General features: G+C 37.6%; 39 protein-coding genes. 1 reads left to right on the plus strand and 38 read right to left on the minus strand.

From position 1 onward, the window contains the following. Positions 1–5 precede the first annotated feature (5 nt). The 35 genes from gp17 to C6348_RS17550 form a co-directional block, all read right to left on the minus strand. Positions 6–374 (minus strand): tail completion protein gp17, encoded by a 369-nt coding sequence (gp17, locus tag C6348_RS17400; RefSeq protein ID WP_106043837.1) that lies wholly within the window; start codon positions 372–374, stop codon positions 6–8. Continuing rightward, a complete protein-coding gene (locus C6348_RS17405; RefSeq protein WP_106043839.1) occupies positions 371–754 on the minus strand; it encodes an HK97-gp10 family putative phage morphogenesis protein in 384 nt (127 codons plus the stop codon). Before C6348_RS17405 ends, gp17 begins: the two co-directional genes overlap by 4 nt. After that, positions 747–1112 (minus strand): phage head closure protein, encoded by a 366-nt coding sequence (locus C6348_RS17410; RefSeq protein ID WP_106043840.1) that lies wholly within the window; start codon positions 1110–1112, stop codon positions 747–749. The genes C6348_RS17405 and C6348_RS17410 overlap by 8 nt, the downstream gene beginning before the upstream one ends. Further along, positions 1045–1389, minus strand: a complete 345-nt coding sequence (locus tag C6348_RS17415; protein ID WP_106043842.1) for a head-tail connector protein — start codon at positions 1387–1389, stop codon at positions 1045–1047. Before C6348_RS17415 ends, C6348_RS17410 begins: the two co-directional genes overlap by 68 nt. A 14-nt stretch (positions 1390–1403) precedes the next feature. Continuing rightward, positions 1404–1802 carry a collagen-like protein gene (locus tag C6348_RS17420; protein ID WP_106043844.1) on the minus strand — a complete coding sequence of 133 codons (399 nt, stop codon included), beginning with the start codon at positions 1800–1802 and terminating at the stop codon, positions 1404–1406. A gap of 24 nt (positions 1803–1826) precedes the next feature. Beyond that, complete coding sequence (locus C6348_RS17425; protein WP_106043846.1) at positions 1827–2123, minus strand: hypothetical protein; 297 nt, start codon at positions 2121–2123, stop codon at positions 1827–1829. Beyond that, positions 2120–3343 carry a phage major capsid protein gene (locus tag C6348_RS17430; protein ID WP_106043848.1) on the minus strand — a complete coding sequence of 408 codons (1224 nt, stop codon included), beginning with the start codon at positions 3341–3343 and terminating at the stop codon, positions 2120–2122. Before C6348_RS17430 ends, C6348_RS17425 begins: the two co-directional genes overlap by 4 nt. A 35-nt stretch (positions 3344–3378) precedes the next feature. Beyond that, complete coding sequence (locus C6348_RS17435) at positions 3379–4011, minus strand: HK97 family phage prohead protease (RefSeq protein WP_106043850.1); 633 nt, start codon at positions 4009–4011, stop codon at positions 3379–3381. Then, the gene (locus C6348_RS17440) at positions 4004–5245 is read right to left on the minus strand and encodes a phage portal protein (RefSeq protein ID WP_106043852.1); all 1242 of its coding nucleotides are present in this window, start codon (positions 5243–5245) and stop codon (positions 4004–4006) included. The genes C6348_RS17435 and C6348_RS17440 overlap by 8 nt, the downstream gene beginning before the upstream one ends. A gap of 6 nt (positions 5246–5251) precedes the next feature. After that, positions 5252–5434, minus strand: coding sequence for a hypothetical protein (locus C6348_RS19125; RefSeq protein ID WP_106043854.1), 183 nt, complete (start codon positions 5432–5434; stop codon positions 5252–5254). Positions 5435–5445: 11 nt separating this feature from the next. Further along, entirely contained in the window at positions 5446–7158 is a 1713-nt protein-coding gene (locus tag C6348_RS17450) for a terminase large subunit (protein WP_106043855.1), read from the minus strand. Then, a complete protein-coding gene (locus tag C6348_RS17455; RefSeq protein ID WP_106043857.1) occupies positions 7158–7661 on the minus strand; it encodes a phage terminase small subunit P27 family in 504 nt (167 codons plus the stop codon). Before C6348_RS17455 ends, C6348_RS17450 begins: the two co-directional genes overlap by 1 nt. Positions 7662–8057: 396 nt before the next feature. Then, complete coding sequence (locus tag C6348_RS17465; protein ID WP_106043861.1) at positions 8058–8417, minus strand: HNH endonuclease; 360 nt, start codon at positions 8415–8417, stop codon at positions 8058–8060. Positions 8418–8515: 98 nt separating this feature from the next. After that, entirely contained in the window at positions 8516–9082 is a 567-nt protein-coding gene (locus C6348_RS17470; RefSeq protein WP_106043863.1) for a hypothetical protein, read from the minus strand. A 50-nt stretch (positions 9083–9132) separates the two neighbouring features. After that, positions 9133–9699, minus strand: coding sequence for a hypothetical protein (locus C6348_RS17475; RefSeq protein ID WP_106043866.1), 567 nt, complete (start codon positions 9697–9699; stop codon positions 9133–9135). 177 nt (positions 9700–9876) lie between these two features. Continuing rightward, entirely contained in the window at positions 9877–10617 is a 741-nt protein-coding gene (locus C6348_RS17480) for a hypothetical protein (RefSeq protein WP_142394262.1), read from the minus strand. A gap of 251 nt (positions 10618–10868) precedes the next feature. After that, a complete protein-coding gene (locus C6348_RS17485) occupies positions 10869–11588 on the minus strand; it encodes a hypothetical protein (protein WP_106043870.1) in 720 nt (239 codons plus the stop codon). A 256-nt stretch (positions 11589–11844) separates the two neighbouring features. After that, positions 11845–12387 carry a site-specific integrase gene (locus C6348_RS17490; protein WP_106043872.1) on the minus strand — a complete coding sequence of 181 codons (543 nt, stop codon included), beginning with the start codon at positions 12385–12387 and terminating at the stop codon, positions 11845–11847. After that, complete coding sequence (locus C6348_RS17495) at positions 12384–12833, minus strand: ArpU family phage packaging/lysis transcriptional regulator (protein WP_106043874.1); 450 nt, start codon at positions 12831–12833, stop codon at positions 12384–12386. The genes C6348_RS17490 and C6348_RS17495 overlap by 4 nt, the downstream gene beginning before the upstream one ends. 13 nt (positions 12834–12846) lie before the next feature. After that, the gene (locus C6348_RS19200; protein WP_262982740.1) at positions 12847–12969 is read right to left on the minus strand and encodes a hypothetical protein; all 123 of its coding nucleotides are present in this window, start codon (positions 12967–12969) and stop codon (positions 12847–12849) included. Positions 12970–13060: 91 nt separating this feature from the next. Beyond that, positions 13061–13666, minus strand: a complete 606-nt coding sequence (locus C6348_RS17500; protein WP_003216268.1) for a hypothetical protein — start codon at positions 13664–13666, stop codon at positions 13061–13063. 53 nt (positions 13667–13719) lie between these two features. Further along, positions 13720–14127, minus strand: coding sequence for a hypothetical protein (locus C6348_RS17505; protein ID WP_106043876.1), 408 nt, complete (start codon positions 14125–14127; stop codon positions 13720–13722). A 15-nt stretch (positions 14128–14142) separates the two neighbouring features. After that, positions 14143–14601 carry a hypothetical protein gene (locus tag C6348_RS17510; protein WP_106043878.1) on the minus strand — a complete coding sequence of 153 codons (459 nt, stop codon included), beginning with the start codon at positions 14599–14601 and terminating at the stop codon, positions 14143–14145. Beyond that, positions 14598–14804 carry a hypothetical protein gene (locus tag C6348_RS17515; RefSeq protein ID WP_106043880.1) on the minus strand — a complete coding sequence of 69 codons (207 nt, stop codon included), beginning with the start codon at positions 14802–14804 and terminating at the stop codon, positions 14598–14600. Before C6348_RS17515 ends, C6348_RS17510 begins: the two co-directional genes overlap by 4 nt. Positions 14805–14832: 28 nt before the next feature. Further along, positions 14833–16092: a DNA cytosine methyltransferase gene (locus tag C6348_RS17520; protein WP_106043882.1), complete on the minus strand. Its 1260-nt coding sequence runs from the start codon at positions 16090–16092 to the stop codon at positions 14833–14835. Beyond that, complete coding sequence (locus C6348_RS17525; protein WP_106043884.1) at positions 16089–16337, minus strand: hypothetical protein; 249 nt, start codon at positions 16335–16337, stop codon at positions 16089–16091. The genes C6348_RS17520 and C6348_RS17525 overlap by 4 nt, the downstream gene beginning before the upstream one ends. 33 nt (positions 16338–16370) lie before the next feature. Next, complete coding sequence (locus C6348_RS17530; RefSeq protein ID WP_411266113.1) at positions 16371–16589, minus strand: XtrA/YqaO family protein; 219 nt, start codon at positions 16587–16589, stop codon at positions 16371–16373. A gap of 60 nt (positions 16590–16649) precedes the next feature. Next, entirely contained in the window at positions 16650–16823 is a 174-nt protein-coding gene (locus tag C6348_RS18965) for a hypothetical protein (protein WP_189293931.1), read from the minus strand. 13 nt (positions 16824–16836) lie between these two features. Further along, positions 16837–16971, minus strand: a complete 135-nt coding sequence (locus C6348_RS18805; RefSeq protein ID WP_140356209.1) for a BH0509 family protein — start codon at positions 16969–16971, stop codon at positions 16837–16839. A 110-nt stretch (positions 16972–17081) separates the two neighbouring features. Next, complete coding sequence (locus C6348_RS17535) at positions 17082–17612, minus strand: hypothetical protein (protein ID WP_106043886.1); 531 nt, start codon at positions 17610–17612, stop codon at positions 17082–17084. Continuing rightward, positions 17609–17764 (minus strand): DUF6906 family protein, encoded by a 156-nt coding sequence (locus tag C6348_RS18970; protein WP_189293933.1) that lies wholly within the window; start codon positions 17762–17764, stop codon positions 17609–17611. The genes C6348_RS17535 and C6348_RS18970 overlap by 4 nt, the downstream gene beginning before the upstream one ends. Positions 17765–17847: 83 nt before the next feature. After that, positions 17848–18693, minus strand: coding sequence for an AAA family ATPase (locus tag C6348_RS17540; RefSeq protein ID WP_223251597.1), 846 nt, complete (start codon positions 18691–18693; stop codon positions 17848–17850). Beyond that, positions 18653–19492, minus strand: coding sequence for a conserved phage C-terminal domain-containing protein (locus C6348_RS17545; RefSeq protein ID WP_106043888.1), 840 nt, complete (start codon positions 19490–19492; stop codon positions 18653–18655). Before C6348_RS17545 ends, C6348_RS17540 begins: the two co-directional genes overlap by 41 nt. A 60-nt stretch (positions 19493–19552) precedes the next feature. Then, positions 19553–19705: a hypothetical protein gene (locus C6348_RS18975; protein ID WP_017367805.1), complete on the minus strand. Its 153-nt coding sequence runs from the start codon at positions 19703–19705 to the stop codon at positions 19553–19555. 81 nt (positions 19706–19786) lie between these two features. Continuing rightward, a complete protein-coding gene (locus C6348_RS17550; protein WP_105926218.1) occupies positions 19787–19990 on the minus strand; it encodes a helix-turn-helix domain-containing protein in 204 nt (67 codons plus the stop codon). Between the two features lie 169 nt (positions 19991–20159). Between C6348_RS17550 and C6348_RS17555 the strand changes: the two genes are divergently transcribed. Next, on the plus strand, positions 20160–20588 hold the full coding sequence (locus C6348_RS17555; RefSeq protein ID WP_106043889.1) for a helix-turn-helix domain-containing protein: 429 nt from the start codon (positions 20160–20162) through the stop codon (positions 20586–20588). Positions 20589–20813: 225 nt separating this feature from the next. Here C6348_RS17555 and C6348_RS19205 read toward each other — a convergent pair whose 3' ends face one another. From C6348_RS19205 to C6348_RS17565, 3 genes are all read right to left on the minus strand, one after another. Next, positions 20814–20948 (minus strand): hypothetical protein, encoded by a 135-nt coding sequence (locus tag C6348_RS19205; protein WP_255222349.1) that lies wholly within the window; start codon positions 20946–20948, stop codon positions 20814–20816. 19 nt (positions 20949–20967) lie between these two features. Beyond that, positions 20968–22071, minus strand: a complete 1104-nt coding sequence (locus C6348_RS17560) for an AimR family lysis-lysogeny pheromone receptor (RefSeq protein ID WP_105926222.1) — start codon at positions 22069–22071, stop codon at positions 20968–20970. Positions 22072–22212: 141 nt separating this feature from the next. Then, positions 22213–22403 (minus strand): LuxR C-terminal-related transcriptional regulator (locus tag C6348_RS17565; protein ID WP_106043890.1); only part of this gene is annotated, 191 nt, incomplete at its 5' end.

Genomic DNA, 22403 nt, shown 5'->3' on the forward strand with positions numbered 1-22403 from the left:
TCCTCCTAGAAAAATGTTTTGACGTACCTCATGCCCCGATGAAAGATTTTTGTATCTGTTTCGTAAAGGTCGACGGAATCATATCTTCCGTAACCTAAATCTTTCATAAGACGGTCTATTTGTTTCGCTATTTCTGTTTCGTTTTTCCGTGTGTCTGCTTTTGAAAATATGCTTAACTGGAATCGAACCTCACTTGCTGCCGAATGGTTGTCTCTGTACTCTTGATCCCTATTTGTAATCTCTGAAAATACAACCCTGGGGAATGCGGCCACATCATCGGCCACAAGATTATGAAAACCACCCGTGACAAGCTGCTTTAATTCATTGTTTTTTAATAACGCTGCACTCAATTCCTTCTTTGCATCAAAGCTCATTTAATAGGCGCCGTGATAATTCTTTCCATGATCTTCACAGCTTGTCCCTCCCCTTCAATTGCGCTTTTTTCAATGAATGGATGCGGCGGCATTTTAGACGTGCCCCACTCTAAAAATCGCCCTCTGTAAGCGACTTTTCTATTCGGCCCAACCGAAACAAACAGCTCACCGTCTTTGGATTCTCTTGCAGCTGAAACCGTGATGTTATCCACCATATGAGGTTGATTCTTTGAACTCTTATTCACGTTACGTTTTTGATGCTCGGCTATTACCTCGCCCCCAGCTTTAAGGGCAATCTTTTCAGCTTTTTCGACGTCGTCACCTATCTTGTTGAAAAATCTCGTTAGATCATCAAATCCTTCAATATCCATATCAGCCATTTATGCCAACCTCATTGCATGTGACTTCAAGCCGCTTCTTTTTATTTTCAACGTCGTTAAAATCCATTACGTCGAAAGTGCGGTATATTGGCTCTCCTGCATCATCGGTTCCCGTTTGATGAAGGATTCGCATGTCTTGTTTAACGTCTTCACGATATCTAATTGTAATTTTCTTCGGTGACTTGACTCCTAGCGCGCCAGCCACAAGCGTGTCTGACTTTGAGCCGGAAAATCCTTCAATTGAACCCCATGTCTCAAAAACATTTTCATAAGATTCATTCCATTTCATCTCATCGTCCTGCACCCTTTTCTTTACTTGAAAAGTTAAACGACGATTCAACTCGCTTATCTTCTTCATCCTCTTCTACCTCCACATAGCGAAGTTGAGTTAGTTGATCCCGAATAGTAAAAGGGATGGATGAGCCGGAAACGCCTGACTCATACACCCCTCGATTTTCGTACCAATGAGCAACAAGCATGCCTGTTACCAGTGCATACTGCTCGTTACCTTCAACATAACGCCCTATACCATTTTTGATATATCCCTTTGCTGCAGTAATTAAGGATTTAAGCAAGGCGTCATCTTGGTCGGTATCAACCTTTAAATATTCATCTTTCAGCATTTTTAAATCCATAGAAGACCGCCTACTTATTCAGTTTTTGGTTTTTCTAAAGCTTCGACTCTAGTTTGTAATTCGGTAATCGTTTCTTTTACAGCTGAATTGAGATTTTCCCACATGACGCTGCCAGTACCGATAGTACGAGAGTTGACAGATTTATCAGCTAAATGATCATTTTTAATAGACCCCGTTTCAATTACTGCAGGATCTCCTTTGTCACCTTTTGGGCCTTGCTCTCCTGGATCGCCTTTTTTTCCTTTCGGACCTTGTGGGCCTTGTTCACCTGGATCACCCTTTAATCCCTTCACATAAAGTGGATTTTCTTCGCTATTGTCTTTCACCGTAACTGCTGTGATAGGTTTACCATCAGGGCCCGCCTCCGCGGACGTGAATACTCCATTACTTTCGTTTAGATAATCTTTTGCCATGTTAGATCAATTCCTTTCCAATGTTTATTCTTTGCTCATTTTGCTTTGCAGCTCTTTTATTTCGTCTTCCATTCCCTTGAGTCTAGTTTCAATAGACGAATTAAGATGCTCCGGCATAACGCTTCCCGTCCCGATGTTTACCGAACGAACCGCTTTTTCGGCCAGTATTTCATGTGTCACGCTTCCTGGTGCAGCTGATCCGCCGCCACCTAGACTCACTTCCTCGCCGTCTTTGACGATTTTTCCGCCTGCAAACTCTAATACACCACCGATGACAGTTCGATCCCCGCCATCAGTGGTGTAATTTTTCGTCACTCTCATGACTTTTTCACCTCTTCTTCTTTTACTTCTTTTACTTCTTTTATTGATAATTGGCCGTATACTACGGCTTCTTCGTCCCATTTCCGGACGTCTTCTCGTTCAATTGCACGCACTTTTGTTGTGTTCGTTTCAAATGATCCTGCTGCAAGATTCGTATAGTCGATAGACTGTTGCTGTCGATCAAATAAAACAACTGCCTCTTTTAAATCCCCAACGATTACAGGTGCTTTCCCTGCTTTTGTTTTCAAGACTTTGTTTGAGATCACCACCACGCGGCGACCAAACAGCATTTTATTTGTCGGTTCGGAAGGAATATCCTTGAGTAGATATTTACCGTCCGCATCTTTCAATTGATCAAGATAGTTAAACCCGTCTTGGTTTGTCATGATGATCGCACCAGCTGAAATGGCGGTATCTAGCGTAACGTTTAAAGTCTTTTTAATGTCATCCAGGCCTTTAAATTCTACCTTTTTCAAATCGTCAAGGATTTTCAGGATGAGTGCATTTCTTGTTGCGACTGATTTTTTAACGAACCATTTCGCGACATATGTCATGATCGCTTGATCTGTATCTTGCAGCAATGTATTGGAAAGTGGCAAAAGCCCAGCATAGTCAGTAATGCTATATGATAGTTTTGTAAACTTAGGCTGGTCTGTTTCTGGAATGTTTCCCATTTCCTCGATGTCTTGGAATGGTGTCATGTCTCCGTTTTTTTCAAGCATACGGCTACCTGATCTTGTTGCCACAGGCTCGACTGTTACATATTGCTCAAGTTGATGTAGTTGCTCCCGCTTTAACTCTTTAATAGTTCTTGAAATATCTTCGGGGATCAGGATTCCGCCATCTTCTTCATTTTTTCCTGACATCGCTCTGAATTCAGGGTTTTCTAGGAATTCACGTTCTTCATGTGTTAAGGATTTACCTCGAAGAGACTTCATGAACAACTTGGTGAATTTCTTTTGACGTTCTTCCTTATCCCCTTCGGCTCCTTTTCGTCCCTCCGGGTTACGTTCTAGCTCCGGCACAAAATTTTCACCGCCAGGTAAATCAGGCACGTTCAGTGAGCGTCCTTCTACCATCAATTCAATTTGATTCTTAAGCTCTTTCACTTCATCGAGTAGCTGGCGCGCTTCCTCTGTTTTTCCTTCTGCTAGTGCTTTATCAGCATCTTCTTTCTTTCGTGTAAACTGCTGACGCAGTTCAATTTCTTTTTTTGTCATCTTTATTTTTCCTCCTCATAGAACGCAAAAAAGCCTTATTCGGGAAGATCAAGGCTTAATAGTTCCAATTCAATTTTTAAATTTTCATCTGTTGGTGCACTTCGTTGTTCTTTCATTTCTTCTACTTTCTCTAAGCTGCGGGCTCCTACCACAGCTTCGGTATCGCTATATGCTGGTGTCGTTACTAGAGATATGTCATAAATGCGGTGAATTCTGTTTATTCTTCGTTCGTATATATCCTCGTTTTCGTTAATTCTCCATTCGTCGGGTTCGTCTCCGTTGTAATCCAACGAAAAGGCAAAAGAACATTGATTAATAACGCCGCTGCGTATATTCTCCTTGAGATCGCGCGCATATGACGTGTCTGACGGTTTAAATCTGAATTTAAGACCTATGCCATCTATTTCTAATTCAAGCCGTCCTGATTCCCCTGAAACGGTGTTTCTTGCTAGAGGAAAATCTTCTCGATGATTGAACAGTGCAACGACGTTTGATAGATCGGTAGATTCTAAAGCGTTCCTGCTTATGATTTCCTTGAACCACCCCAAACGCTCGGACCATTTTTCAAATTTCAAGGCATATCCTTCCACATATTCGGCTTGTCCTTCACCGTCGGAACGTATCTCAATTGGCGTCGTGAGCAGCCGCACTTCTTTTTCTTTACTCATTCTTGCTGTCACCTCCCTTCATGGCTGAACCAGCTTTAAGCCGCTGGTATTCTTCCATAAAGTCAAGGAACACATAGTTCAAGCTAGATAGATATTTTTCACCATGTTCAATAGGGTTTCTTTCAATCAAGTCGCGAATCTCATTTTTATTTAAAAGACCCGCTTCACTCATCGTCTTAAAATACTCTGCTTGAGTTTTACTGTCGCCGCGCAGCTCACTATCAACATTGAATTTTACATAATGGCCCGCTTTTTGATCATTGTCAGTAAACAATTTAATATTTAACTCCTGTTCAAAATTCACGATCCACGGTTGCAATGTGTTTTTTACGTATTCCAGGGATTGATGCTCAATGTTTGAAAATGTGGCTTTATCAAGCTCATTGAGTTTATGCAACGGAACTTTATAAATCATTGCAATTTGTGCTTTATTGAATTTCATAGATTCTACAAACTGCGCTTCTTGCAAAGGCATAGCAATTGATTGATATTCAAGACCATTATCAATAATCGCTATGTTTTCACCCTGGTTGACCCGCAGCCATTCTTTTCTTACGTTCTCTTTTGGTTTTTCATCCAAGAAAGAAGGTACTTTTAGAATGCCTCGCGGCGTGGCTTCGTTTTTATATAGTTTTGCGTTATATTTTGTTGCAGCTGCTTGAGCGCCTATATGCTCTCTCACTACCCCAATAGGCGACTTACCGTGAATGCCATCCGTTGATAAACCTTTAAAATGCAACACTTGGTGTTCATATAGTTCCATCGTTCTTCCGTTAACGGTGGTTTGGTACCATAGCCTCCCTGAGTCGGGATGGATGTATGCTTTTGTTGCATCCGGCCGCAACGGGTAAAGATTTTCAGGGAAACCGTGAGCCCCAAACTCAATCATTGAATAGGCATTTCCCCATGTGAGTACATGCGTCATCATCAGCTTTTTCCACACATAAGCAGTCATGTATGGATTCGGCCTTGCGTAGATTGCATAGGCAGATGGATGATTAGGGTTTCTGTTGACTCCTTGACTCTCTTTTTTAAAAGTGTGTATCGGTAGCTTTGCGATGTCATCAGACAGTACGTTGACACATGCGAAAATGTCAGGCTGCTCAAATGAATTACTTTCACTGACTCTTTCACCACTTGCCGTTTCTCTACCTCCAAACAGATTGATCAACTGGCTGAAACCGTCTAACGTTTTTGAGCCGGATCGTTTTTCAAAAAACTTGTCTATAAACATTTATTTTCACCTCTCTTTCTGCCGCACGTGACTAGACAGCAGGTAGGCATAAAACATAAAAAATACACCCGTCAGAAATAGACCGATGTTTGTATTTACCCGATACGCTGCCAGCAGAATAAAGGTGCACCCTCCAATAAACAGCAAGTCGTTTAGTATTGATTTCAGAAGTACAATAAATTTTTTCACTCTCTCACATCCTAAAAACTGAAATTTCCTGAAAAATGTTTGTTTAAGTCAACGTTTGCGCCCGTATCGTGATACATGGCCCTAGCAAAAGCATTCATCACCGCTGCAGCTGGATCTATTCTTTGAGGTGATTTCGCTTTGTCTAGCATGATGTTTTCTTGCGGATCTTGTTTAAGGATTGCATTATTATACGCAAAAGTGAGCAATGGGTCATTCGCATGAATGACCTTGCCCTCGTATACCTTTTGTCTGTAGTCTTTTGTTGGTAAAGAAAGATGCTGAATCTTTTGCGGCATCTCAACCATATTAAATCCCTTACTCTCAAGCCGTTGTGCAAGGTGCAGCGCATTCCATTTGTCGTAAGCAGCTTCAATGACCCTTAATTTGTTGACGTGTGCAAATTCAATGATCCACCTTTCGACAAATTGATAGTCAACTGCCTCCCCTGGTGTGAATGTCATCCAACCTTGATCGCGCCATAAATCATAAGGCACTTTATCAGTAGCCATTTTCTCTTTTGCTTTTTCCTCTGGAATGAAAGAATGCTGGCCGACATAATAAAAGCCATCAAGGACGCCAACCCACCCGACAGAAGTCAAATCCGTTGTCATTGATAAATCTATGCCAAGATAGATGGCCATTTCTTTTAGATCGGGTATTTCACCATGACAGGCCCGCCATTTTGACATTTTCATATAGCCATTGTCTTTTTGGTCGACCCAGCGATCCATATTTTTTGTAAGAAAACTTCGCATTTTTTCAGGGACTTCGAGAGCCGTTTCTAAATCTGATCTTAGAGACGTCATGCCTTCTTCATAAGTTGCAACGATTGGGTTTGCTTTAATCCAGTTAGATTCATCTTTAACATCATCGCTAGTATCAAGCTCACAAATCAATGCAAAATAATCATCTTTTTTTGTATCTACATCAGGGTCAAGTATTTTACTTGTATATTGATACTCTTTAAAACAGGGGCCGTTTAAGTTATACCCAGCAGTTGTAATAATTACCATAAGGGGGCTTCGTCTCGCTACCATTCCACTATTGAGCACGTCATAAATCTCACTTGTTTCATGTGCGTGATATTCGTCTACAATTCCTAAAGATGGGTTTTTCCCGTCTCCTACCTTTCGGGCTTCCCTTGAAAGAGGTTGAATAATGGAATTTGTTTTGTGTTTCTTAATCTTTCCGTTGGCATCCGTATATTTCCCCTCTAAAATTGGCGCGTGATTTAGTTGTTCAAGAATTGCTTGATAGACTTCATCTGATTGATCTCGCGACCAACCTGCAATAAACACACGATGTTTTTCTTGAGTTGGGAAGATCTCATACGAAGCCATTATAGCCAGTAGTTGCGATTTTGCATTTTTCCTAGCTAACTGAATATATACTTTTCTGAATCGTCTAGCGTCATTCTCTTTTCTGTAAAAGCCGTAGATATTAGCAGCAATGAATAATTGAAAGTCTGTAAGTTCAATTGGCTTACCTGCTAATATCCCTTCGACATGATTAAATTGCTTGGCCCATTCATAGAAATCAAGGACTGCTTCCGCGTCAAAATAATACGGACAGTCTTCATCTGCTAACCGCTCTACGTCTTTAATGAACCTCTGAACAGCCCACTTGTGCTTCTTTCCTGCTTTTATTTCGCCCGCTTGGATCTTTTCGCAATATGACCAAACTCGCTCAATTAAAAGCTCCGCGGTCATTTCTTGCGTTAGCATTACATGCGCCCTCCAAAGCGTTCTTCTTCTTTTGTCTTAGGCTTGTCATCTTTCTTTGGGATAACGAGTTTACAGCGTGAGGAAATGGTTAAGCCTAAATCACTTGATGCTTGTCTGCATTGTTTAAATAACTTATCTTGATTTATAAGAAGATCACTGTAGGCAGCATTCGCAATTTCAAACTTTTCTCCCTCTGAATTTTCAGCAAGGGTTGTGATCGGTGTCTCTAATATGATTTCTGTTATTTCTAAATATTGTTTTCTTGCAAATAAAAAACGGGCAAGCGCGTCTACATCTAAATTTGTGATAATTCCGATGTTTTTGAGCTCGTCCGCTATCTTTTTGAATTCTCTTTTTAAGTCTTTTGGTAAGTAAGAAGGAGCTTTCACTTTGTCATCTGGTGCCTTTATTTCTTGCTCTCTTCTTTCTTTAATCTCTTTCTTGGTAAGGTTTTTCTTACCCTTTACCAACAATAAATCTACAGGTTGTCTAGGCCTCGCCATCCTCTCACCTCCTTTCAAAATTTCATTTAGGGAATTTCTCGCGATGTTGAGGGAGACGCGGTCTACAACAAATCGTTTCTAGGGATTTAAGGTAGGGGGGCCTTCAACTTCAATGCGAAGCTGATTCATGTCTCTTTCTAAATCTGCTCGTATCGAATCTACTTTCTTATAATGTTGATCAAGTAGGCTTTTGTTCGTCGTCATTCGAATCGCAGTGTAATCCTACTGATTTTACTTTGCTGCTTTCTGATTTCCGCGTTTGTGTAGTAAGATGTGTACTCAGCCTTACACCTCGGACACACTAGCAGATGACGTTTGATTCCGCGTCCGATCTTCATAATCCTAGAACAGTATTTAACTATGAAGATTGTTCCGCATTGATCACATGTACATTTTTTATAATCCATTTCCAAACCCTCCATCTTCTTTAGCGGTCTTCCTACTGTGACAGGACGCACACAACGGCTGCCAGTTAGAAGAATCCCAAAATAATTTTTTATCTCCCTTATGCGGTTTGATGTGATCCACTACCGTAGCAGCAATTCGTTTGCCTTGTAACATACAAGACTGACACAAAGGATGTTTTGCTAGATAACCTTCACGCGCTTTACGCCATTGGCTGTTATACCCACGGCGTGACGATGAATCACGGAACAGATCATATGAAGGCTTCGATGTCTTATGCTGCTGGCAATACCCTTCACGCGTTAGTTGAGGACATCCAGGTTCATTGCATGGTTTCAATGGCTTTTTCATTCACGTTCTTTCTCCCCTCTAAAAAATAAAAAACCTTTCTTAAAAGAAAGGTTAATGATAAACGTTTTGTAGCTTAAAAATATATGTGGTGTTCTCACTTAATTTGATATTAATTCATTTGCTTTTTCAGTATATATTGCTTCAACTTCTTTATCGGTCAAAACTTTTCCATTCTGTATTTCTTGCTTAGTTCGACTCCATTCTGATTTTAATATTACTTGCTGAAGCGATATTATTTTTTTTTGATTTTGCTGTGCAACACTTTTATCAAATTCATCATGTTTTACAAGAAACAAGAGAACATTATTGACTTCATCAATAAGTTTTTTCGCATACTCCTCTGACGGATTGACCAGTAAACTAATATTATTTTGTAATCTCCTTATTGTTGCGATACTCTCAACAAAGTTGAAATCATCCTTCCATTCTTTCTCTTCTTGTGTACGCCTCAAGAATGAATTCAGTTTAACAATATGTATAAATATTAAGTCATTAAATTCCACAAAATTATCTCTCATTTTATTAACCCATTCAATTCTTTGACTACTTATAGTGTCCACTATAGACGTCCTTCTTGCATTCTTCACTTGAATCACAATGGTTATAATACCAGTAACAACTGAAACAAAACCTGCAATAATTGCAGCGGTTATAACTTCATTCATTAAATCTCTCCCCCTTTATACAATATTTCAAATTCTATTTCTTATATTAATCAAGTATTAATTTGCTGTTGTACTACTTTATCATAATCTACTATACACTCTTCCAATAAAACCAAGGTCGCATATAACCTTCCAATGGATTTATGCCGTTTTGTATAAATACAAGTCCAAAAAATCATCAAAACCAAAAAAGGCACAGCAGCACTTACTAACACATATTGAATTACAGGTTTAAAACTAGATAGAGAGTTAAACAACTCGTTAAAATTAATCTTTTTAATATCTTGACTGTCTAAATATTTACCAAAGATATTACTCATAAGTGACATAAAACTTGATACCATTGCCATTGATGCTGACACCATAACAGTTATCATAACAAGTATTATTGAAAAAGGCTGACTGTATAAAGTTTGAGTGTCTTTCTCTACTTCTATAGAAGCTTCAATTCTTTTTAACATCATGTTTAATTCATCTTTATCATGATCTAAGATAATGTCTTTTTGTAATTTAACATCTTCGTTATAAGTTGTTTTTAATATTTTTTTATACTTTTTTTTATAACGACCTTTTAAATATTTTGTAACATCTTTAGATTCTCCAAGTTTCCTAGTCATATATGATCACCTCAGATGATATATCGACCTGTCATGTGAAAATTTTATTATTCGCAAATTTTGTCGAACGAAAAAACGACCTCCGTAATGGAAGTCGCCCCCAATTTATCACCTAATACCATATTAACCGCTCTCAGACAAAACGCTTTGCCAAGATTCTGCCAAAAGTGTGCCAAATTAAAAATATTGTGGTGGAACTCCCTTAATATAGTTTACGTCGACTAATTTTACTTCATTATCTGTAATAGTAGCTCCACTTTCTCTTAAGTAAGATAAAATATACTTTATTTCATTCATATTGAAAGAATCGTAAACACTATCGAGAAAGATACTAAATTCTATCCTAGCATTCTTTGGAAATGTTCTTTTAACCCACTTCCTAAATTCATAAATAGCTTTCTTTTTTTCATTACTACTACCTTCTATTAATCTTTTAGTATCTAAGTCTATCAACTGACCGTTAAGTTCTTTTAATTTCTCATTTAATTTTAAGTTAAATTCTTCTAGTTTTTCTTGAGTCATCGTGCCCTGTGTTTCAGAATTTTCTTTTATTAGCCTCTCTGTATAGTTTTGTAATTCAACTGTATTATTTTTCATAATACTTTTGATTTCGTCAAGTTCACTCATAGCTCTTAACAATTCCGTTATTTTGTCTTGCGCTAATTCTTGAAATTCCATTAATTTCTCAGCAGTTTCTTTGATTTCAATAATTGATTGCCTTTGACCAGCAACATCTACTAGAGTCATTAATATTGCAATTACAGCTAGAACAACAGAAATACCAGTAGCCATAACATTCATCTGGTTCCCAGCATCTTTATTCCCACCAAATGCAATTGCCAATGTAAACGTAATAATTAAGAGTGCAATAATACAACCATATACTAAATGTACAACACCTATTTTTTTATCTTTCACCATAAATCTCCAATCCGTTTTTAAGAACATTATATATCTAGTATAGTTATTTATCCACATAATCCACCAATTCACCATATCTATTATTGTGTCTAACTCAGGGAATTGCTAAATCCTTTGCCCCTGTTGCTGTTCAGTCATTTCCTTAAAATGAGTTGGACATTTTCTCGTTATGGTGAGTTGATGAAAATAATCTCAAAAAAAGCCCACGTTTAATATCGAGGACTTTCAACTAACTCTATACACCTATTTCAATTTGATATGGTGCTTAGAATCCCATTCTCAAAATATAAATACTTATTCCCTTTATAAATCCACTGCTCCATAGTATGATCTGCTGTTTGAGTTTTGTTTATCTTTTCAGGCTTCCCCCATCCTTCAATTAATACTTCTTCTTTAGACATACCAACAGAAACACTTTGATGACTATTAGTTCTCTCTTCTATCACAGTTGCTCTTTCCCTTATAGCAGAATACTTTTCTGCTTCTTCTATTTCCTTAATATTTTCTTGAATTTGATCATCTTTATCATTTTGCAAAGCATCTATGTGTTTTTTATTATTTTCTTGAGTTTGAAGAAAATCTAAATCTGCATGACTGTTTTTGTATTTTACTTTATCTAACATTGCATCAACATAAGTATAATCATCATAATTATCTAAACTCACTTTAGCACCTTTTAACTGTTCTAACTTTTTGTAAGCAGAAGCTATAAAGTAATAATCTTTTTTAAATTCATTTTGTAATTCCCCAGTCTCTTTAATAACATGATCAAATTCTTTATTTTTAATAAGATTAATGATTTTTTTGTCTTCACTAGAAAGATTATGCTGCTTTTTAGTCTCTTTTTCTTCACTTGATACTTCTTTTTTGTTATTACTACTAGACTTAGAACTACTCGAAACACTTTGATTAGAGCAACCAAATAATGTAACTATAAGTACAGATAAAACAAGAAATAATCTTTTCATTTGAAATCTCCCTATTATTTAAATTCAATTAAAACTAAATAAACCTTATTTAAAACTGGTTTTAGCTGCCGATAAATATTTAACACACAGATAAGATCGTTAGAAAAAGTATAACGATGGATGCTTTATTTCGTGAATATAAATCTATAAATCATTTATATATTACCTCCATCTTTCTATCGACAGAAAACAAATAAATGAAATGGTTTGCAAAATTTGTCGAACAAAAAACGCGCTTTCGTTTGAACAGATGAGCCTATAAGCCGAAATCGTCCATTGTTTTATCCATTGTGTCTTGTGTGATCCCGATATATCTCAGTGTAATATCCGGGCTTGAATGGTTGAATATTTCTTGCAGCAAGGCTACATCCTTGAATTTCTTATAATGCCAGTAACCGAAGGTTTTTCGAAGTGTATGCGTCCCTATACTATCAAGTCCAACATACTCCGCCGCCTCTCTCAAAATAATGTATGCACTGCTGCGACTGATGGGCTTGTTTAGTCCCTCTCTGCTTCTAAATACATACTCTTGATCATCACGATCTTTAATATATTGATCTAGTGCTTTCCGAAGTGTCTTGTTTATCTTGATTCTTTTTTCTTTGCCTGTCTTCTTCTCCCTTAAAGACACATATTGTTTCTTAACATCTTTAACACGTAATTGAAGAAGATCAGATATTCTCAAGCCTAAATTGATTCCGGCCACAAAAAGTAGTAAGTTCCTTTTGTTCCGCTCTCCAAGATATTTCTTTATATAATGGATCTGATCAAGATCCCTTATCGGCTGAACAAAATTCATGATTTATCCCCCTGCTTGTACACTTCTTCTCTCAAAGCAAAGGCTAGTCTATAATATGCTTTATTTTTAACACGATAATAATTCCTTTGGCTGAGGCCCATTTCAGCGTAAATCTCGTAATCATACATTTCTTCATCTTGCATATAGAGCATAACTAAAATACGGCGCTCTTTTTGCGTAAGACGATTGATTGCACGCTGAATCCGTTTCATGAATTGATCACGCTTGATTTCCCAGTCCATTTTTTTAAGGGCTGCATCCTCGGTCGATGAATGAAACTGATTGGAGAAACTCGGCGGCGTTATGGTATATGTTGTTGTGATCTTTGGAAGAAAGTCTTCCGGCGTTTGCAACCTAAGTATTTTATATTTTTCCATCATTTTTTCCATTTTGAATCTTGTTTTTTCTTCGTCGATCTGCGGAATGTCTAAAAGTGTTTGATTCAAGATAATTCCCCCTTTATTTTCTGCGCATTGCCCCGCCTTTGACTCGCTTTAATCGTTGCATGTTTTGCCCCATAAGCTCTCTTAAATCTCTGTCAGTGAGCTTCTGCGGCTGTTTTTTTGGTTTATCCTTCTTCATGTTCATCCTCCGTTCAGACAAATAAAAAACGGACACCAACCAGCACCCTTAAAAGGTGTTGATCAGTGTCCGCAGGCTCTCCGTCTTGGACTTATTTTTTCCTAAGAAGAAATTTTATCACTATCATTATCATGAGAGAAATCACAGCAGATGTTGTTAAGAAAATTAATAAATTAATAGGAGTATCATCCTTAATAAAGTTAAGGTTTTGATTTAGAATATCTAAAACAATCGTTGTAAAAAGAAAAGCGATAGCTGAACCAGTTACAAAACTAAAAAGTGAATGAATACTTTTTTCATTCTCATCACTAGCTTCATTATTGGAATTATTCGAAAGGTTCGAATTCAGACTAGATTCTTTTAAATCTAATAACTCTTCGGATATTTTTGATTTTTGAGAACTCGGTAGAAAACTCGTTTCAAAAATCTCTCTAATGAGACGATTAATTACATTCTCTAAATTATTAATATCTTTACTCTTTATTTTGTATGATTTTGAATATGCCATACACAGTGTTTTTATAAGGGAAACACTCGGGATTTCGCCTTCTGAGATATAATTTTTCAGCGTCTTGTTTAACTCTGAATTTGCAATTTCAACTCTGTTTTTATATTCTTTTCGATCTAACAATCTCATAATAAGGCTATTAATTACTGTAAAAATTAAACCAAAAATAAAAGTAGTCAACCAGTACATCCAAAACAATCCTTTTTGATTTAATTATATAACATTCACAAAATAAATGCTTTTTATTTCACCTCGAAAGCTGGTGTATAGATATGCCCCTTAACGCCTGTCCAATTACTGTTTTTGTAGATTGTCATTTTGATCCGATGCGTGCCGGATGTGTGATTGACGATGTAAAACTCTTTTGCAGGTGTGGCGGTCTTAAACGATCCAACGAGACTAAACCGTTGATCTTTCCATTTGCCGCTCACCTTCTTTTGTAACGTGAAGCGGTAGTATACTGTCTCATTGCCCGTTTTACGTGCTGTCACGTCGATTGATTTAGCTCTCGGCGTGTAAGAATTAGCATCCGTTGATACGCTGACTGTATGCCCTCCGATTGTTTTATATCCGCTAGTTACCGCTTGAGCAGACGGCGCATAAAGCACCGCCGCAATAATAATAGTTAGTGTGATTAGTAGTTTTTTCACTTCATTGGCCCCTTTTTAATTTAATGAGAATGATGGAACTGCTTCAAACGCTATTTCTTTACGCTGTCTTGACCAACCGTTTATAAATGGTTTTGAATTTCTGTAAAGTATCTCCCATTTTTCCTTGCAAATATCTCTATGAAACTTCCATACCATTACATCCTCATTGAGTGATCCTTCAATATCGTCACGTTCCCACAAGCCCCAATTGTCCCAAGCATCACTTTCTAGCCAATGTTCTATATCATAATCTGATCCAAAAACGAAGAAAGGACCGTCATCAATCGAATACAATAAAAACAATTCATCGTTCCAGTTATCTTCCTCCATAGATTCTAATACTCTACCAGGATTAATTTTCAATGAGATTTCTCTTGCTTCTGTTCTTTCAGCATCAGTTTTTTTCAGTTCGTCTTTTATAAATTCAACCGCTTCCCTAAGCGTTTCAAATTCCTTTAACACATGTTCACTCATTCCGTTTCCTCCTGCTTAACATATTGGTTAAACTCAGATAGCTTCTTGAAACAATCCTTACAAAAGCGTGTGCTGGTTTGATTTCCCTTAACTTCGATAACTTCATCGTAAGGATATTGAACCCAACTTCTTCCGTAGATTGTGGCTCTGTCGCAATAATTACAAGAACCTGCTTCTTTTCTTTTTTCAATTCGAATTTCCACAGATATTCCTCCTAAGCCGCTAGGCTTGTTAGTTTGCTTTGCTATAATATTTGTTCATGTGTTCAGGTACACATAATTCAGGTAAATTCGCCCTGACCAGCTGCTCTGCGAATTGCGGCGGAACACTATTCCCCACCCTGCGTATTTGATCCGATTTATTACCGATGTTAAATGTATACCCAGGCGGGAAACCCTGCCCTGCAAATAGTTCGTTAGGTTGCAACATACGCAATCCGATGTCTGCAATCCTCTGACCATTTGTGCAAACTGTTGTTAATGCGAAACGGTCTTTGGTTGTAATTGTATGCAATGGCTCGTCTAATCGCTGTCCTACTCCTTGACCGTAATACTTAGTCAAAAATGCAACGGTCACTAACCCGAATCTATTGCCGCCAGCTGTGATTGTGTGTAATGGACGATCAAGCGAAAGGCCTCTTACATCCTTTTCTGATTGCTCTGTGTAATAGCTGATTAAGAATGCCACTTTGCTCTTATCCGGCACCATTACAGGACTTGGATTGTTCACAATGAATTTATCAATGCCTCGTTTGATTCGCTTCATTGTATTTTCAACTAGTGGCCGTTTCCTACTGAATATACTAGGGACCCCTATGGACCAATCTATAATTTCGTAAGACGATCGCCACGGCTTGAGCTTTCCTGTTTGAACAAGAAGACTTTTAGGATCACCATGTGTTGGCTTCGGCCATACGATTTCTTTTCCGTCACATCTTGCAACCATGAAGAATCTTTTTCTTATGGTTGGCGCTCCATAGTCGCAGGCTGTTAACTCTCTGAACTGCACTTCATATCCAAGTGATTCAAGCGTTTTAACGAATGATTGAAATGTTTGCCCCTTTTGCTCTTTGATCGGTTTACCTTCTTTAGAGATAGGCCCCCAATCTTTGAATTCCTCAACGTTCTCAAGCATGATGACGCGTGGCTTAACTGCTATCGCCCATCTAACAGCAATCCACGCAAGCCCTCTGATGCTCTGTTTTACAGGCTTGCCGCCTTTAGCTTTTGAATGGTGTGTACAGTCAGGCGAAAACCATGCTAGACCGACTTTTCTACCCTTGACTGCTTGTTTAGGATCAACATCCCACACACTTTCGCAATAATGTTCCGTGTCAGGATGGTTCACCTCGTGCATTGCAATGGCAGCAGGATCATGATTGATAGCTATATCAACTGATAAGCCTGTCGCAAGCTCAATGCCTGTGCTTGCTCCGCCGCCTCCTGCAAAGTTGTCTACAATGATTTCACGGAATAGATTGAGCTGGTTCATTGCATCAACCCAGCGACAGCAATAATCCCCATGAAAAACAGTAGAGTGAAAATGACAGGTCCGTTTGACTCACGCTTTGCCATGACTACATTTCCTTCGATAACCAAGTCAGGGCAACTATCAGCCAGCACTGGTACGAAAAATTTCGGTACACCTAGATGAGTAGCTGCATCATCTATTGTCATCGCTTTGTTTTTGCAGGCTTTGACTGCCTGTGAAAGCTCGACATGTTTAGGTAAATTCATGGTATTTCCTCCCCCGCAGGGGATAAACCCCTGCTATCGTTTAGTTTTATAACTGAAATCAAATCTAACTCGGTCAAAACTCCCTTTAATCGTTTCAATGATTGTGTGACCGTGTTCGGGAGCCTCTATGTAATGCGCTGTGTTGTTTATCCCGTCCAGCACGATCACTTGTACTTTTCCTTGTTCAACTAATATTGTGAAAGGCTCGTTTTTTGTTAATGAGATAGTCTGTGGTCTATTCACAATCTTCACTCCAATGTGATATAATTAAGGTTCATAAGTTTAATCACTCACATTGAACTGATGTGAATTCTACCGCTGAGACTCGACGGATTGATCTGTGCGCTGCCAACGCCAGTCTTTACGTTTGAGTCTCTTTTTATATGGTTTTGGTGGATGTTGCTGCCTATATACTGCTAGTTCATCCTCTCTCATCACCCAAGTTGTGACTGGACCCGATTTGTATGGATTCGTTACCTTTTCCAATATGCTCACCTCCCTATTCGTCACGCTGCGGAACATTGAGGTTATAGATTCTTTCGAGTTCTTCGTCTGATAGTTTTTCGCAATATTCGCGACCAACATTAGTGAGGCTCAACCACTCGATCATTAACGCTCTATCTTCACTGGTCATCACTCGATGCCTCCCCTCTTTTTTTGAGGTGGCGCACGGCTGCTGTCTTTAGCTGTTTTGGACAAACCTCATACCGCGCAATCACTTCCAGCTGCCGTGCTGTCGCTTTCTCAAATGGCAACAAGATGCTTTTCTTTTTCATACTGCTTGTCTCCCTTTTCAAAAACTCCGTCTTTACGTGGTTGAATCTTTCCCAACTCTGCTTGATCTATAATCAGCAGCAGAATTTCAACGACATTGCGGGCCAAACGGTTTGCAATGTGTCTGATAGGCTCATGGTCCTGCCACATTTGTCTAAATAAAATGATGTCTTTTTCATCCCATATGAAATCGCTGTGCGGACAAGCGTAGTAAACCGGTTGTTGTTCGAACAGCCTGCGTAAATCTCTTTTTTTGTAGCTCATTGCGCTTTTTTTGATATATATAGGCTCGTTTGCGCCGACACCGTTCGGACGCTCTTTGATCTTTCCTCGTTTGCTGAAATCAATCATCAAAAGCAAAACTTCTTCTGACGGTCGGTTAAATAACTCCGCCATCTCTTCGATTGACCTGCCTTCGTACCAGTAATCCAAAAATCGCTTGAGGCCAACAATCGTCCATTCGAAATTGACATGATTCAAAATGATTCTAGTGACACTCATTTCGCAATTTCCTTTCTGCGACCGACCTCTTTGTGTACAACATGCACAGATGTCGTCAGATTCTTTTCTACGAGCCAATAAAGTGGGTTCAACCCATTCACTATTAAAATCTTCCTTTCGGCTCTTGTGGGCTTTCTACCGCCTTTTTTCATGTGGTTCCTCCTTGTGTTTTTCAGTCAATCAGACTTACTGCCAGCTGATCTATTAAACTATCAACCTTCCCATTTACACTCCCTTAGAACGGCAATACTTCTTTACGCTTGTCCGATGTGTCTTTAAAAATGATGTACTGCTGCTTTTGGGTGATACGTGATACTAGCTTGCTGTCATACATTTGATACAGCTTTTCGCTAGTAAGGTTGGTTGTATAAATTGTCACTTTATCTTGCCGAGCAGATGTTACTTTGTAGATGAGACGATGAATGAAATCGCTGGCTTTACTATCCGAATGTTCAGACCCTGTTTCTGCACCTATGTCATCTATCACAAGATAATCGGCTTCACCCATCAACTGAGTCACATATGCTTCTGTGTACTTGCTCTCTTTGTTGCTAAATGAATCTTTAATTGCCGTAGCAGCATCTTCCATATTGATAAATAAACATGATTGACCTTTGTCTTCAGGATTGTCGGGATCAGGAGGCACATTAAGTTCTCTAAGTGCTGCATATGCAAGGTGACTCTTCCCCACTCCTGGATGTCCCTGCAAAAAGATGTTGAACACTTCACCTTGTTGCAAATGTTTAACAAGATCCATCATGCGACTTTTATTCTTGGTCTCTTCTGGCTCAGCAACATTGTAATTATCAAATGTTGCTTGTGAGACAGTTCGATCCCTGAACATGCTTCGTTTTTCCAACGTGTTAAATTTTTTCTGCCGCTGGCTATATTCAATTTGACTTTCTAAGTCTTTTTGCAATTTCTTTGACTCTTCTTCCAGTTCACATCGAGGGCAAATAACTTTCCCATTCATCACCATCATTCGGACAGGTTTTACAACATCTTCACTGCCACGAATGTATGTATGCTTATTACAGTAATCAGAATGGAAGGTCATTTTGTCGGTTACTTCGGCTGCCACCGCCTTTATGCTGTGCACGCTTTATCACCTCATCACTGTTGTTTAAGTAACCTTCGAATTTTGTTCCGAAAAGTGTTTCGGGACGAAGGAATTTACTCATTTCAGGGTTATCACGCCATTCAAAGCATTTTGCTAAGATGACCTTTTTAAAATCATCGAATCTGAATCCCTCGTTCCATCTTGCTTTTATTAGTTGCTGTGTCTTTGGTGTGGTGTGACGGTAATTTTTCTCTGACATTTGATTGAGAAGATCCGTTATGAGTTTGAATGGAATTTCTAATTCATCCGCAGTCGGGTTTCCCGACAATATATCTTTATTATTCTTCTTATTATTATTCTTCTTATTGTCCACTTGTCGTCGGCGTATCGTTGACGAGTCGTCGGCGTATCGTTCAAACAACACCTTGATACTGTCATTTTTCACGTATTCATAAACCAGTCGGAGTAGCGATTTATCTTTGATTTCTCTTAACTCCTTTGCAACACAATCCAGTACTGGTTTTCCACCTTTATTCAGGTTGTATTTAGCCCAATTTTTTATAGCTAATTCTCTTGTTTCGTTGTTATAAACAATTAGTTTATGGTGGTTTTCGAATCGATCCATAAGGCTGTTTATTGATTCGATGGAATACCCTAAATCAAAAGCCATTTGTTTTTTCGTAATTGAGTACACACCAATTTGAGTAGTATTTGGATTAGTAATAAGATACAAATAAAAGTACCTGTCCTCTGGTGTCATTTCCTCAGTAACCTTCGGATCATTCCAAAATGTTGTATAGACTTGGCGAAATTTTGCCACGAGTTACTCACCTCTTTTTATGATTAGGCTTGTCCTTCAAAAAAAGGTGAAACAAATGTTTCAAGCCTCTTTAGTTTTTTTGTTCTTTTCTTTTTTTACTGGTGTGTAATAAGGCGCCACAGCCTCAGTAAAAAGTTTTTCTCTGTCTTCTGTTCCAAAGAAAACTTCTCCGAGAAACAGGTTGCTTTTTCTCTTTTGCTTTTTCTTAGCCATAAAGATCACCTCGAAACATAATATGCAATGTGGACAATAGGACTGCCCTTCGAATTTTGATCACTATAGGAAGCACTTGTTTTAAAAAAAATAAGCCGGTGGCAAATTTAATTTTTCACTTAGTTGAACTAAAGAAGAGTGCGACGGATTAGCTTTCCCTTTTTCCAACTTACAAATATAAGAGCTAGAAAACCCTGTAACCAAGCCAAATTGCCGTTGAGTTTCATTTCTTTCTGACCTTAGTTTTTTAATCTTTTCTGCAAAAGTAGAAGTTTCATGGACCATCGTTTTCACCTCCCAAACGCTTCTTATAGGAAGCACAAATAAAATATATCATCCTTCTGCTTTTAGTGCAACCATAAATTTCATAAATGTTTCTTATAGGAATCTTAAACATGATATAATTAATATGTTGTTACTAATCAGTGGCGTTAAATCGAGGTGACTTTATTTTATGGATAACAAGAAAAATGAGTTAATCGGAATAAACTTAAAAAGACTAAGGCAAGAGTATAAACCCAAACTGTCTATTAGAAAGCTTGCTCAAGAAGTTGGTTTAAGTAACGGCTATCTATCAAAACTTGAAACGGGTAAAATCAAAAGTCCTTCTTTGGAAGCTTTGACAAAACTTGCAGATTTTTTCAATGTTGATCCCACTTACTTTGTGACTGATCCGAGCGAACTTGAAAAAATGGGTAAAGAAGCTGAGATAGTAGTTTTCGCGAAAGAACTAACTCTTGAGAATATCAAAAATGCAAACATTATAGATGCAGATGGCAAACAAATAACAGATGATGAGCGTAATTTCATGTTAGATGCCCTTAAAAATTACAGAGCTTCTAAGGCTAAATTTTTTGAAGACGATTCACCTGAAGAGGATTGATTTTGATCTTCTTTTTTTATTGCTTCTAAGATTTCCATTAATTCTTCATATTTTATAGCCATTTCTCTTCCCTCCAAGGAACGTTTGTTCTGTTTATATTTTAATCCATATTAGAAATATTTAAAATAATTTCCTGTTTTCGTTATTTTTGAAAACAGGAAACTTCCCCAGAAAACACGAAAGACGATACCTGATTATAGGTAGCGTCTTTTTCATATCTTATATTTACATTCCAGGTCTTACGTCTTTTGTTTCATATACTGTCTCTGGGTTGTTAGTGATAAGTGAGTGAATTTCCGAAACAACTATTGTTGCTCCTAGTGTAAGTGTTAAAACAATTACATTGAAACGTTTAGTCATGTATAGCACCCCCTAACTCTTAGAGTGTATACTTAAATCCAATTCTATTCAATTCATTTTTTGGGAAACTTGCCCTAAAATAATCTTTGGTTTTTGAAAAATAATGATGTGATAATAGCAATTTTTCTGTTGAAGATTCTTTTATTCCATCAAAAAAAAGCGCATATTTATTATATCTCTCATCTTTGTAATATTTGCTTAAATCCCCATCATGTTTTAATAACATGGAGAATTCACTTACTGCGAATTCGTCATGAATTCTTTTATTCCAGTACTTTTGAAGAAACGATATTTCTTCTTTATTTTCCAGAATTTCAGCCTGTCTATCAGGAAATTTCGAATAAAGTTCAATACATTTAAGATAATAAGAAATTGACTGTTCATAGGATTCTGGAAAATACGAAAGACCTAAAATGTGATAAGCAGTAATGTTGTGAGCTGTGCTGAAATTCCTATCCAAAATTCTGTTAGCAATTTTTCGTGATTGTATTAATTCTGTTTTTTGCTTCAAGTAAATATTGACTTGAATTTCATCTACCCTAGCACCGTATGCCATTTTTAGAAACGGATCATTAACCTGAAACAACAAGTCATTTATTTGATCAATCGTATAAATAGTTAAATCATAATGGCCGTTCAAATAATAGTAATAGACTTGTAAGACCTTCACCATAATTTCAGTTTCCAAAAAGGTGGTTTTGAAATTTCTCAGGTTATCTAAAAAAGTATTACTTTCGAATATAAATCTTGACTCTAACATTAACGAATATAAAGAACATAATTCCTGAGTTTTTGAATTTCTTTTATTTTTGTACTCCTGTGCAAGAACACTTGTATAATCGTACAATTGCTTGGAATAACAATATTCTAAAGCAGCAGGAAAATTTTTGGAACTAATGCCTTCTCTAAAATAATTAAAAATAAGTTCAACTTCGTTCTCTTTGTCAATGTAATTAATGATCTTATGAACAATCCAGAACGAGACATCCTTGCCATTTAAAAATTTGCTTAAATAACTACTGCTTATACCCAGTTTTGTAGCAACTTGTTTTTGACTTTCTTTAGACATTTCGATTGAGTTCCGTAAATACGTCCGTAAGTCTTTCGCGATTGTACTTGTCATATATGATCACCTTACCATTGTTAAATTTAACATATAGTACAAAAAAATGTTGTCGGAAATTGTCGCAGAAGTATGAATTTTTGCTCTAATATATAAGTAATTATTTCTCATAGTACAATTATAATCCTTTTGTGTAACTTATTAACAGATGACTTTTGGAGTTATTTTAATTGATCGAGGAATTAATTTGCAAAAGGTATGCTTAGCATTCGAAATATGATTTCGAACAGTCTTTTCGCTAATAAAAAGCTCGCTTGCAATTTCTTTAGTTGTTTTATCTTGGACGAGCAATTCGAATACTTCTCTTTCTCTTTTGGTTAATAGCGGCTTGG

The sequence above is a fragment of the Bacillus sp. YBWC18 genome (assembly GCF_002998775.1).
Classification (GTDB): Bacteria; Bacillota; Bacilli; order Bacillales; family Bacillaceae; genus Bacillus.